Annotated in this window: 11 protein-coding genes and 2 pseudogenes; 11 read left to right on the top strand and 2 right to left on the bottom strand. The window is 30.8% G+C overall.

Annotated elements, in window-relative coordinates:
• Window positions 1–248 precede the first annotated feature (248 nt).
• From CO726_RS31780 to CO726_RS13315, 3 genes and pseudogenes are all read left to right on the top strand, one after another.
• Window positions 249–400: pseudogene (locus CO726_RS31780) on the top strand (BC_2878 family exosporium-associated protein); the annotation flags it as partial.
• Between the two features lie 413 nt (window positions 401–813).
• A complete protein-coding gene (locus tag CO726_RS13305) occupies window positions 814–1,509 on the top strand; it encodes a CsxC family protein (RefSeq protein WP_099684558.1) in 696 nt (231 codons plus the stop codon).
• Window positions 1,510–1,635: 126 nt separating this feature from the next.
• Window positions 1,636–2,709: a BC_2427 family protein gene (locus tag CO726_RS13315; RefSeq protein ID WP_099684559.1), complete on the top strand. Its 1,074-nt coding sequence runs from the start codon at window positions 1,636–1,638 to the stop codon at window positions 2,707–2,709.
• Window positions 2,710–2,927: 218 nt separating this feature from the next.
• Here the strand turns inward: CO726_RS13315 and CO726_RS13320 are convergent.
• Window positions 2,928–3,360, bottom strand: a pseudogene (locus CO726_RS13320) (GNAT family N-acetyltransferase).
• A gap of 232 nt (window positions 3,361–3,592) precedes the next feature.
• On the opposite strand from CO726_RS13320, the gene CO726_RS13325 reads away from it, so the two are divergent.
• The 4 genes from CO726_RS13325 (at window position 3,593) to CO726_RS13340 (ending at window position 6,347) form a co-directional block, all read left to right on the top strand.
• Window positions 3,593–4,057: a spore coat protein gene (locus CO726_RS13325; RefSeq protein WP_099684560.1), complete on the top strand. Its 465-nt coding sequence runs from the start codon at window positions 3,593–3,595 to the stop codon at window positions 4,055–4,057.
• A gap of 339 nt (window positions 4,058–4,396) precedes the next feature.
• Window positions 4,397–4,597 (top strand): spore coat protein, encoded by a 201-nt coding sequence (locus CO726_RS13330; protein WP_098759529.1) that lies wholly within the window; start codon window positions 4,397–4,399, stop codon window positions 4,595–4,597.
• Window positions 4,598–4,611: 14 nt separating this feature from the next.
• A complete protein-coding gene (locus CO726_RS13335; protein ID WP_099684561.1) occupies window positions 4,612–5,064 on the top strand; it encodes a spore coat protein in 453 nt (150 codons plus the stop codon).
• Window positions 5,065–5,486: 422 nt separating this feature from the next.
• Entirely contained in the window at window positions 5,487–6,347 is an 861-nt protein-coding gene (locus CO726_RS13340) for a DegV family protein (protein WP_098759531.1), read from the top strand.
• A 33-nt stretch (window positions 6,348–6,380) separates the two neighbouring features.
• On the opposite strand, the gene CO726_RS13345 is transcribed toward CO726_RS13340, so the two are convergent.
• A complete protein-coding gene (locus CO726_RS13345; RefSeq protein ID WP_099684562.1) occupies window positions 6,381–6,815 on the bottom strand; it encodes an Lrp/AsnC family transcriptional regulator in 435 nt (144 codons plus the stop codon).
• Between the two features lie 142 nt (window positions 6,816–6,957).
• Between CO726_RS13345 and CO726_RS13350 the strand changes: the two genes are divergently transcribed.
• The 4 genes from CO726_RS13350 to CO726_RS13365 all read left to right on the top strand — a co-directional run bounded on the left by CO726_RS13350 (window position 6,958) and on the right by CO726_RS13365 (window position 12,091).
• Window positions 6,958–8,226 carry an APC family permease gene (locus CO726_RS13350; RefSeq protein WP_099684563.1) on the top strand — a complete coding sequence of 423 codons (1,269 nt, stop codon included), beginning with the start codon at window positions 6,958–6,960 and terminating at the stop codon, window positions 8,224–8,226.
• A gap of 116 nt (window positions 8,227–8,342) precedes the next feature.
• Window positions 8,343–9,932, top strand: a complete 1,590-nt coding sequence (locus tag CO726_RS13355) for a M3 family metallopeptidase (protein ID WP_099684564.1) — start codon at window positions 8,343–8,345, stop codon at window positions 9,930–9,932.
• 12 nt (window positions 9,933–9,944) lie between these two features.
• Window positions 9,945–10,694: a WecB/TagA/CpsF family glycosyltransferase gene (locus CO726_RS13360; RefSeq protein ID WP_099684565.1), complete on the top strand. Its 750-nt coding sequence runs from the start codon at window positions 9,945–9,947 to the stop codon at window positions 10,692–10,694.
• 17 nt (window positions 10,695–10,711) lie between these two features.
• Window positions 10,712–12,091 (top strand): 5'-methylthioadenosine/adenosylhomocysteine nucleosidase, encoded by a 1,380-nt coding sequence (locus CO726_RS13365; RefSeq protein ID WP_099684566.1) that lies wholly within the window; start codon window positions 10,712–10,714, stop codon window positions 12,089–12,091.
• Window positions 12,092–12,107 lie beyond the last annotated feature (16 nt).

Consider the following 12,107-nt stretch of genomic DNA (forward strand, 5'->3'; position numbering starts at 1 on the left):
CACGCCACAGTCGTTAGCATTGTTGGACAGTCATATCGAATTAAGGATCATTTTACCAAAGAGAATGAGTGATTTTGTACATCCTTAAACAAGCGAAAGTGTACATGTTTAGGTTGACATTTACAGCGTAATTTCAGTATTCATGTGATGAGTAAGTAACTATATTCCTACATTAAAGTTATATTGTCCAAGATTTTTTCATATCCCGCTCATCTTATATGTATTAGATAATAACATATAGGGAAGGGATGGGTTGTGAGCCAAAACGTGATTGTGGGTGTTGCCAAAATAGTATATGTGAATTTTTACAAATATACTAAAGTTGAAAGTATCGTAATAGCAGGAAACGAAATTATGGTATCTTATTTTCTTTCATTTTCACATTATAAAATGGGTATAAAAACCGACTTGAAAAAGTCGATTTTTATTTTCTACAATAAGGTGCTTCCAATATTAATTTCTGTTGCATAGATATTATGAAATGAAGAAATTAACAAAATTAATTTTATTTGTCTTAATAGATTTTTGGAAGTTTTTTTAAAAGTATAGTTATCTATTTTACTATTGAACTTCATCAATATATTATGGTTTTTTTCTGAGATGATAGTTAAGAATTTAATTTTTAATAGGTAAAAATTCATAAAAACTAATTATATTAAACTATGTGTATTTGACTATTAAACAGAGAATACTATTTTTTTTTCCAAATGATAAAAGTGACTATGATACAAACCCACGCATTAATAGAAAAAGTACATATACAGTAAAGAGAGTTAAAAAACTCAATTTTTTTTATAAAGGAGACTATAAAATATGAGTGAACAATGCCCCATTAATGTACCATGTCAAGTAGTAGGACAAACTCAAACACCATTAAGTGATGCAGCTGCAACGCCAATTACTACTCCGGGAACACCGATTGTAAAAGTACCAGTTGTATTAGCAGAAAGAACGATTCAAATTGTTGTAGAATCTGATATTTCATTAGATCCTCCAGCAGTTGAAATTAAACGTATCTTAAAAAATGCATTTTTAACACAATGTAAGTTAGTTCCTGTAGCATTTACTCCAGTACCAGGTACAAATTACCGCCGAGTTACAAGAGCAAAATTATTTGTACAAGGATATATTCGTAAAAATATTGAATATGCAAATGACGAGTGTAATGGAGTGCTATATGACCGAGTTGCTAATGTTCCATTTTCTGGTTTTGCTGATTTGACAGCTGCTGATTTTCTATCACAAGCTATAGTAGCTGCTTCCTCAGATACTACTTCTCACTTTATTAATCCTAAAAATGGTGATCTACCACGTTTAGACAAATACTTCTTCGAAAATACAGTTTTTTATAATGAACAACCGTATTGCGAATTAGTCAGCGCTCAATTTTTTGAATTAGACTTTTCACCTTGTCCAACAGACCTAAACGAACCATTTGAGACTCTTCGTGAAAAAATTGTACTAGATCTTACTTTGAAAGTTTTACAAGTACAACAAGTACAAGTATAAAACTAAAAAAGCATTGTCTTTGATAAAAAGACAATGTCTTTTTTATTATTATAAAACATATATAATGATGAAATGGTCACGTACAAAAAGCATGTTTGTTGAATTTCATCAGATGGGGAGATGGTGATGAAAAATCCATGGGTTGGTAAGGAAATATGGAACAAAGTTTATAAAGGGAAAAAGCTGAATGTTCAAAATGATTCACGCGAAATAAGAGAAAAGGAGAAAAGTGAAGAAACAGAGTCGAAAAAAGAAGATAAAGCAATTAAATTAGAGAAAAAGAGTAAAGAAACAGAGTCAAACAAAGAAGATAAAGCAATTAAATTAGAGAAAAAGAGTAAAGAAACAGAGTCAAACAAAGAAGATAAAGCAATTAAATTAGAGAAAAAGAGTAAAGGAACAGAGTCGAAAAAAGAAGATACGGCAATTAAATCAGGAAAAGAACGTAAAGAAACAGAGTTAAAGAAAAAACGTGTAGATTCAAAATCAAAAATAGAGACTTCAGTACGTTTAATAGAAGTGAAAACTCCATTTTCTATTATTTCGGATGTAACTAGTTTTATAAAATTCCCTAACATGAACGTGAAAAATCAAGAAGCATTTGTATTTCGTAATGAAAAAGATGCAAGAGGGCGTGAGCTGGATTCTAAGTTATTAACTACAATGGAACATTATCATGGAGAAATTGATTGTAATTTAGTTTCTTCAAACCTTCATGAAAAGAGAGTACTTTTAGAACTTTCTAATCAAAAAGTAAAAGGGAATATCCAAGAGAGTTCGGTAGGCTCATCTTCATGGGTTCCTATCCACGGTATCATATTAGAGACGGAAGTTGAAGCAGATGTAAATAATTATATAACTGCGAAATTACCAATAGAAATAGGGAGGTATAAAGGTGAAATTAGTTTAATAGAAAAGATTGTTTTTAAAGAAACAGTTATAGAAATAAAAGAAGTATCACAGGAAATTATTGTAACAAACAAAGAATTCTTATTGCCAAAAATAATAAAGAAAGAAAAAAATCCATCTATAATCGAAAAAGGAAGCTTACGTGTAGAAGGCTATATATTTCAGTGTATTGAATTTACATCAGACCAAAGTGAACATCATGATAAGATCTACCAGTTAATGCAAAATATTATATTGGAACTGAACGTCCAATTATTACAAGAACAGGAAGTTCGTGTGCGAATTACATAAATGATGATATCTCTATCAATCAGTTAGGATTTTTTGGAAATTCGTGATAGAGAAACACAAAAAGTGCTAGCAAGTCTGCAAACAAGCTAGCTAACATGTATTGGAAGTGAAATATTGCCGATGAAGTGATTAACTATACGTTAATTAACTAGGTAAAACGTGATAAATCTTTTTTACATGTGGGGAAATACAAGGTGTTAAATCCTAATTTAGAAAACTCACAACTTAAATAGTAAAACATGTTTATCATAAGTATCCAAACACCAGTTATATTTTTTTAGAATAATTGGATGAATAACTTCTTTGGTAGCATCAACTTCAGTAAAGCCATATTTCTTATAAAAGTTTTCTAATTCCTCAAAAGGAAGACGATATACATTTGGTACTTGTAATTTCTTCGCAGTTGCTACTAAAAATGAAACGAGTTCCCCGGCTAATTGTATTCCTCTATATTGAGGGAGAATATAAATTCCACCCATTTCTAAAGTATCTTTATCTATTTGGATTAATATTCCAAAATCTGCATACTCATTGTTATATGTAATGATTGCAATTTTAGCTCTTTTTAAATCACTTCGTACAAATCCTATTGAGTCATATTGATTATTAATTCCATTCTAAATCATTAGATGTAGCCATTTGAATCCTCATATACATTCTCCTTCGGAATACTAGCATTATCTTCATTTATATTGTATGAAATATATTCTAGAGTAGTCACAAAGAAAGTTGTCTTCTTATTAGAAGGCAGCTTTCTTTTATTAGAAAAAGAAGTAGAAGATTAAGTTACTTGTCCAAACAAATTTTTAAAAAATACATAAAATGCTAGTAGTTAGTCAATATTTTCATATTGCTAATTTTTTAGACTAAAAGGGGTGATTTTATGTGTGAATGTGAAGTTTGTAGAAGAAAGAAAAACCGGGATCCATTAAATCGGGATTCAGAATCATTAAATTCTTATTCATTTAGTAAAAATGCAAATTTTTTAGAAGAAGCTATACAAACAGATGAAATTGATCAAGTTTCTGTGGAATATATTGAAATAGTTGATTCAGCAGATGTACAAGTTACTACTACAGATACAAAAGCTGCGCTATCTATCCAAGCAGCATTACAAGCAGCTATTGTGGTTGTAGTAAGTATTTCTATAGCAGATAGTGAAAAGGTAGATAAAATAACACAAGAATTATTTCAAAAATCATCTATTAAACAAATTAATAGACAAAAAACATTTATTAAAAATTCCAGAAACGTAACGGTAACAACTACTGATACAGATATTGCAGTGAATATTCAAATTCTCCTTCAAATTTTATTAGCTTTACTAGTTAAACTAAATATTTTATAAAGTGTCTAACTTGTTTATATTTAGCTATAAGAGTTCACTCTAAGTAAATATTGTTTGTAGTAATAAGTGGTATAAGCTTGGACTTTATATTATGACTAAATTAATATTCAAGATTGATGGGAAAGTAAGGGTGGAAAACTACAAAATAAAAAAGGTGAAATATACCATTTAACAAGGAAAGCTGTCTTCATATTAGAAGCCAGCTTTTTGATTTTATTAGTAAAAAGAAATGAAAATAGAAGATTAAGTTACTTGTCCAAGCAATTTTTATTAAAGTACATATAATGCTGGTAGTTATTTGAAAATTTTATAGAAAATTGATTGGAGTGAATATTGTAAATGGATGATTTAAACAAATTTTCTTCCTTTAAGTTTGATAAAGATCAAAAGAATATAATCATAGACCTTTTACTCTCAGATATTTTTAATAGGCACGGCATAAATGAAGAAAAATTAAAAAATTTATCGCCAGAAAAAAAGCAAAAAATTAAAAGTATTGTTTCTGAAATACAATCACAGGTTAATAATTATTTAGATTGAAAGGGGGTGAACTCATGGGAAAAGCATGCCGTTCAGATGAAAATAAAAAGTGGAGTGCATTAGATTCTTCAAATCCTCATCCTTCTTTTAAAAATGCTAATGTTTCAGAAGTAGCTGCACAAGAAAGTAAAACTTACCAAATTTCTGAAGAATCTATTACAATTGTTGATTCAGCAGATGTAGAAGTTACTACTACAGATACAAAAGCTGCGTTATCTATTCAAGCAGCATTACAAGCAGCTATCGTGGTTATAATAAGTATTTCTATAGCAGATAGTGAAAAAGCTGACCGTGTAGCTCAAGAATTGTTTCAAAAATCATCTGTTAAACAAGTTAATAAACAAGAAACTGTTATTAGAAATTCTAGAAATGTTACAGTTACGACTACGGATACAGACATAGCAGTAAATGTTCAAATTCTTCTCCAAATTTTATTAGCTTTACTAGTAAAATTAAATATTTTATAAAATGTTTAACCTGTTTTTTAATATAGTGATTCTTACAGGTGAATATTCACTGTTTTAATTATAGTACAGGCTATAAATATTAATCATAACTGGACTAATATTTAACATCGCCAAAATAATAATGTCGACAAGCAATGTGCTGGAAAATAAAGTTTGGTTATTTTTAAAAAATTTAAAAGCCGTTTCCTTTATTGGATTTGGCTTTTAAATTTTAAACAGTATAAATTCGAAAAAGATTATAATAAAATAACAATAAAAAAGTGGTTAAAATAGAATGATTTTTATTAACAGTTCAAGTTTTGAAGAATAGTGCATACAATATAAAGTGTTTTCCTTTCTTCATTTAAGTTTTGCGTATATAATTTAAAAGTACTATTTTTATTTTATATTTTTTATATTTATAACAGAATAGAGGTTTAAAAATGGGTGTTAAAATCATAACGGATAGTGCGGCGGATTTACCGGTAGAATTGCTGCAAGCATATGATATTGATTTAATTCCACTCCGTGTATATGATGAAGCAGAAACAGAATATTTAGATGGAGTAACATTAGAGTCAGTTACATTATTGCAAAAAATGAGAGAAGGCGCAGTTTATAGAACGTCATTACCTTCACTTGAAACTTTTCAAGAAAAATTTGTTTCTTATGCAAAAGAAGGTAATCCTTGTATATATTTAGCTTTTTCATCTGAACTGTCTGGTACATATCAATCGTCAGTTGTTATTAAAGAGGAAGTAAAAGAAACATATGCTGATTTAGATTTAGAAATTATCGATACAAAATGTGCTTCGCTTGGCCAAGGGCTTGTCGTATTAGAAGCTGCTAAAATGGCGAAAGACGGCGCATCAAAAGAAGATATTTTAAAACGTGTTGATTTTCTAATGAACCATATGGAACATATCTTTACTGTAGCTGACTTACAGTATCTAGTTAGAGGCGGGCGCTTAAGTAAAGTAGCAGGTTTTATCGGTGGTTTATTAAACATTAAGCCGATTTTGAACGTGGAAGAAGGAAAACTTGTACCACTTGAAAAAGTACGAGGGAAAAAGAAAGTACTTGGCCGAATTGTAGATATTATGGAAGAACGCGGAAAAGAGCTTAAAGGTCAAACAATCGGTATGACTCACGGTGACGACTTAGAAACAGCTGAAGCATTAAAAGCATTAATTACGGAAAGATTTGGCTGCGAAGTATTTATTGTAAATACAATTGGTGCAGCAATCGGAGCACATACAGGACCTGGCGTTATAACGTTATTTTTCTTAAATGAAGTAGAGTAAAGGATTGATCATTTGATCAATCCTTTTTTAATATTATTCTATAATTACTGATCGATATGGTATTGGTGAAGATAAAATCATAGAAGTTTTGACTGTACCAAATTGTATAACGATATCAATTAATTCCTCTAATTCCTTCATAGAGTGAACTGCTACTTTTAAGTAATAGCTACTTTCACCTGTTACTCGGTGACATTCGAGTATTCTATGTTCTTCGTATATTTTCTCCTCAAATTTTTTGCATGGAATTTTTAAATTTTCGATTCTTAAAAATGCTTGAAGTGATTTTCCAATGACATCTAGTGATATCCGAGCTGTATACTTTTCAATTATCCCTGCATCTTGTAACCTTTTTAGTCTTTCTGTGACACTAGGACGGCTGAGGTGTAGATGCTCAGTCATTTCTGTAATTGTCATTCTGGCATCCTCTTGTAATAATAGGGTTATTTTCTTATCGATTTCATCCATGAATTATGCTCCTTTACAAATGTGAAAGTAAAATTCTGAAATAAATACATAATATAAAATCTAATGCTAGATTACATGCACTTTTGAATGTTGAATAGACTGATAACTTTCTATAATTAAAATATAAATGGAGGTGCATGTAATGTCTAATCATTTTAATAAAACAATTTCAGTTAAAAAGGGAACAGCTTTATACGTCGGAGCGGTTTTAGGATCAGGAATACTTATATTACCTGGTATGACAGCAAGTGTAGCAGAAGGGAATGCCATTGTTTCTTGGCTTGTTATGATTTCACTTAGTATTCCACTTGCATTCACATTTGCTTTTTTATCAATTGAGCATCCAAGTGCAGGTGGAATTGCTACTTTTTCAGAAAAAGCTTTTGGCAAAAATATAGGTGCCATTATAGGTTGGTCTTTTTTTATAGCGGGTAGCGTTGGACAAATCGTTGTATCATTGACCGGTGGCATGTATATAGTGAAAGTATTTGCTTTACCATCATATTTTTCATACGTTATAGCGCTAATTATTTTAAGTATTTCAATTGGCTTCAATTTATACGGGTCAAAAATGAGTGGATTGTTTCAAGTATGTATAGGTGTATTAACTTCCTTTATTTTAATCGTAACAATTATAAGTTCACTACCTTATATTGAAGTGAAACATATAAATATACATATTTCTATGCTAGAAATAAATCCAATTTTAGATGCATCATTATTAATTTTTTGGTCGTTTTTTGGGTGGGAAGCTATTGCAAGTTTAGCTCCAGAATTTAATACACCTAGGAAAAGAAATATTATTTTGTCTACAGGATTTGCAATTGTTATTATTGGATTTTTATATATTGGTATTGCATTATCAGTAATTGGAACGAAATCCTATCATATAAACGCTGATAATACTACAGCTTTAGTGCTTGTAATCAAGCAAACTTTAGGCGAACAATTTGCATGGATAATTGGATTTGTAGCTTTTATTATTTGTTTAGGGACAACAAATGCATTTATCGCAAGTATGGGCCGTTTAGGTTATTCATTAGGGCAGGAAGAAGTTGCACCACGTTATTTAGCACATATTAATAAAAAAAGAGAAACGCCAACAAATGCAATAAAAGTTGTAGGGTGTATTGCAATTATAGGTTTGCTAATAAGTTTCGTTTTTCAAATCAGTATAGATAACATCGTATTAATACCAAACTCATTAGGAATTATTACATACCTAGTCGGTACTGCGGCCGGAATGAAATTAATAAAGAATAAGTTAGGTAAAAATTTTTCTATAGTAGCTTTTACATATTGCATAGCGGTTTATCCTTTTATTGGGGGAGTAATACTTATTCCAGTAGCCATATCATTTCTATGTTTATGCTATTTGCGTTTCAGTAGCAGAAGCAAGAAGTATAAATGAGAATGCATTTATAGAAATCTAAAAATTAAAATATATTAAAATTTTGTCGTTTCATATATAATTGTGTAGGGAGAAATATCTGTAACTATTTGTAAAAACAGGAGGCAGCTATAAAAATGCATGAAATTGCTAAGTGGGATTTAGATCGATTGTATTCGAATGAGGATATTCTAATTCCAATATTGGAGTTAAAAGAACAATATTTTGTAACAAAAGATATAGATATTCTTTCAAAACTTATACAAGCTATTGAAAAAGCAGAATACTATTTGTACTGTCGATCGGCTGAAGAAAGTGTTTCATCTGACAATACTATATTGACTGTGAAAGTAAAGGAACTAAAAAGTGAAGTACAGCAAATAACAAAACAAAGTGAAGTGGAAACTTCCGATAATATTAATACTAGGTTAATAAAAGATGAACTAAGTGCATGGGAAAATATGTACATACAATTAAGAAATAAGATAGAAATAGAGTACAATAATAAGCAATTATCATTTGGACAAGCAAATAATATTGCAATGAATAGTGATAATGAAAAGGAAAGACTAGAAGTATTCGAGTTATTAACAAGTGCTTTACATAAGGAAAAAGAAATCTTTGCTACTGTATTAAACCAAATAGGAAGATTGCGTAATACAAAGAGTAATGCAAAAGAAGATAGAGAGATTTTAGTAGGGTCACTTCATGCGAATGGTATTTCAGAAACTGTATTATTACAAATGTGGAATGCGACAGAAGAAAATCTTGATAAATTAGTAAGTGTTTTAAACGTGTATAAGAAAGGGAAAGCATCGATTACATGGCATGAACTTATGACAGTAAACGAAAATAATGAAGTTATTATTCCCTTTTCAATAGCAGTACAAAACGTTTTTGATGCATTTAAGAATATAGATGAAGAATTAGCAGAATTTGCACGGGATGCAATAGTAAATGGATGGGTAGATGCGGAGCCAAGGGACAGTAAACCACCAGGTGGGTTTTGCGCTCCTTTTTTCAGTGAGAAAGAATCGCGAATCTCTATGTGTTATGACGGGAGTATCGATAGTGTAAGAGTACTTGCCCACGAACTAGGACATGCTTGGCATTTTTATAATATGAGTTTTGAACAAGCTACTTCTTTTTTAGATGATTATTTGCCAATGAGTACGGCTGAATCAGCGTCTATTTTCTTTGAAACCGTGCTAATAAATTATCTAATTCAAACAACAGATAGTATAGATATGAAAAAGTCATTGCTTAGTTGGAAAATAAGAAACAGTTTTAATTATGTAATGGCAATTCGAGCATCGTTTGAATTTGAGAAGAATTTTTATGAAAAGTGTAAAGAAGGTTCTTTAAGTGCTGATGAAATTGAGAAGTTATCTATAGCAGCGCAAGAAAAAGCATATGGGAATGCATTATTAGAATATCAGCCGTTTGTTTGGATGAAATATGTTCAGTTTTATATAGCAGATATTCCTTTTTATAATTATCCATACACATTTGGTTATTTAGCTAGTTTTAGTTTATTAGAGATGGCTCAAGAAACTAAAAGTACATTTCATTCGAAATATAAAGAGTTTTTACGAGAAACAGGAAAAGCTCCAGTGAAAGAGCTTATGAAAAAATATTTTGAAATAGATATAACAAGCTATGAATTTTGGGATAAAGCTTTTAAACAAATTTCTAAAGATATCGATGAATATTTGCAACTTACGTAAGGGGAGAGTATAGTGGATTACCAGCTTATAAAAGGAATACCTTTTTCAACTTTAGAGTCTGCAAAAGCTATAAGTTTATTAAAAGGTTGGCTACATGAACAACAAGAGAAACCAAGGTTTGTAGTAACTGCAAATCCTGAAATTGTTATGTCTGCAAAGGAAAACACAGAAAAATCAAAGCAGTTTAAAAAGATGTTACTATCTGCGGATTTAATAACAGCGGATGGGATTGGCGTCATAATTGGCTCGAAAATATTGAAGGGAACTTTGAAAGAACGTGTTACTGGGGCAGATATTACTCACGATTTAATAAAATATTGTAATGACAATGGATACCGTGTCTTTCTTTTTGGAGCCGCACCAGAAAGTAATAAAAAGGCATTATTAAAATTAAATGAGCAGTTCCCAGGAGCACAGTTTAAAGGACAGCATGGATTTGTAAATGTTGAAGAAATAGAAGAAGTAAAAATAAAAATCAAGCAATTCAAGCCGCACTTATTGCTAGTAGGACTAGGATCACCAAAACAAGAAGAATTCATCTATGAAAACATACAAACATTAAACGTTCCGCTATCTATTGGTATTGGAGGAATGATTGATATAATATCTGGTACTGTAAAAAGAGCACCGAAAATTATGAGGGATACTGGAACCGAATGGCTGTATAGGTTACTCTCACAGCCGAAACGGTTAAAGAGACAATTTGTACTTCCGAAATTTTTATTTTCGGTTATGTCTGAAAGAATTAAAGGGAGTAATTAATAAAGGGGACTATATACATGAACAAAATCGGCATTATCGGAGCAATGCAAATTGAAATAGACTTACTTTTAGAAAAACTAGTTATAAAAGAAGAACAAATAATTGCGGGAATACCTTTTTACGTTGGAGAATTCATGGGAACAGAAGTAATTATTACACGTTCTGGTGTAGGGAAAGTAAATGCAGCTGCATGTACGCAAACGTTAATTCATAAATTTGATGTAGATGCTATCATCAATACGGGTATTGCTGGCGGGTTACACCCGGATGTAAAAGTTGGCGATGTAGTTATTTCAACGAATGTTACCCATCATGATGTAAGTAAAACTCAAATGAAAAACTTATTCCCGTTCCAAGAAGAATTTAATGCAAGTAAGGAATTAATAGAGTTAGCACGTAAAGCAAGCAATAGTAGTAGTAGTTTACATATGGAGGTTCATGAAGGAAGAATTGTCAGCGGTGAATGTTTTGTTGAAGATTCAAAACTAAAAGCGAAGTTAATAGAAGAATATGCACCGCATTGTACAGAAATGGAAGGTGCAGCAATTGGACATGTTGCCCACATAAATGAAGTCCCTTTTCTCGTTATACGATGTATTTCTGACAGTGCAGACGATGAAGCTCAAGTTTCCTATGATGACTTCGCAAAAACGGCAGCGAATTATTGTTCAGAAATTATCGTTGAGATGCTGAAAAATATATCGAGTAAAACTTATAGTTCAAAAGGAGAAGATGAAATGTTACAAGCATTAATTTTTGATATGGACGGAACGTTATTTCAAACAGATAAAATTTTAGAATTATCGTTAGATGATACTTTTGAACATTTAAGATCATTACAATTATGGGATACGGTAACACCTATTGAAAAATACCGTGAAATCATGGGTGTGCCTTTACCGAAAGTTTGGGAAACTTTATTACCGAATCATTCTATTGAAGTAAGAGAACAAACTGATGCATATTTTTTAGAAAGATTAATTGAAAACATTAAGAGTGGAAAAGGTGCTTTATATCCGAACGTAAAAGAAATTTTTGCATATATAAAAGAAAATAATTGTTCAATTTATATTGCAAGTAATGGTTTAACTGAATACTTAAGAGCAATCGTATCTTATTACGCTTTAGACCAATGGGTTACTCAAACATTTAGTATTGAACAAATAAACTCGCTTAATAAAAGCGACTTAGTAAAAAGTATTTTGAACAAATATGATATAAAAGAAGCAGCGGTAGTCGGGGATCGTTTATCTGATATAAACGCAGCTAAAGATAATGGTTTGATTGCAGTTGGTTGCAATTTTGATTTTGCACAAGAAGATGAGCTTGCTCAGGCGGATATAGTAATAGATGATTTACTGGAGCTGAAGGGGATATTACCTGTTTTGCAGAAATAATAAAGGTATTTAATTT

It is taken from the genome of Bacillus fungorum, from assembly GCF_002746455.1.
In the GTDB taxonomy this organism is placed as follows: Bacteria; Bacillota; Bacilli; order Bacillales; family Bacillaceae_G; genus Bacillus_A; species Bacillus_A fungorum.

Excerpts from the sequence above, each read along its gene's own strand:
- CO726_RS13340 (WP_098759531.1), top strand. The coding sequence starts at position 5,487 with ATGGGTGTTAAAATCATAACGGATAGTGCGGCGGATTTACCGGTAGAA.
- CO726_RS13325 (WP_099684560.1), top strand. The coding sequence starts at position 3,593 with ATGTGTGAATGTGAAGTTTGTAGAAGAAAGAAAAACCGGGATCCATTA.
- CO726_RS13345 (WP_099684562.1), bottom strand. The coding sequence starts at position 6,815 with ATGGATGAAATCGATAAGAAAATAACCCTATTATTACAAGAGGATGCC.
- CO726_RS13315 (WP_099684559.1), top strand. The coding sequence starts at position 1,636 with ATGAAAAATCCATGGGTTGGTAAGGAAATATGGAACAAAGTTTATAAA.
- CO726_RS13335 (WP_099684561.1), top strand. The coding sequence starts at position 4,612 with ATGGGAAAAGCATGCCGTTCAGATGAAAATAAAAAGTGGAGTGCATTA.
- CO726_RS13305 (WP_099684558.1), top strand. The coding sequence starts at position 814 with ATGAGTGAACAATGCCCCATTAATGTACCATGTCAAGTAGTAGGACAA.
- CO726_RS13330 (WP_098759529.1), top strand. The coding sequence starts at position 4,397 with ATGGATGATTTAAACAAATTTTCTTCCTTTAAGTTTGATAAAGATCAA.
- CO726_RS13355 (WP_099684564.1), top strand. The coding sequence starts at position 8,343 with ATGCATGAAATTGCTAAGTGGGATTTAGATCGATTGTATTCGAATGAG.
- CO726_RS13350 (WP_099684563.1), top strand. The coding sequence starts at position 6,958 with ATGTCTAATCATTTTAATAAAACAATTTCAGTTAAAAAGGGAACAGCT.
- CO726_RS13365 (WP_099684566.1), top strand. The coding sequence starts at position 10,712 with ATGAACAAAATCGGCATTATCGGAGCAATGCAAATTGAAATAGACTTA.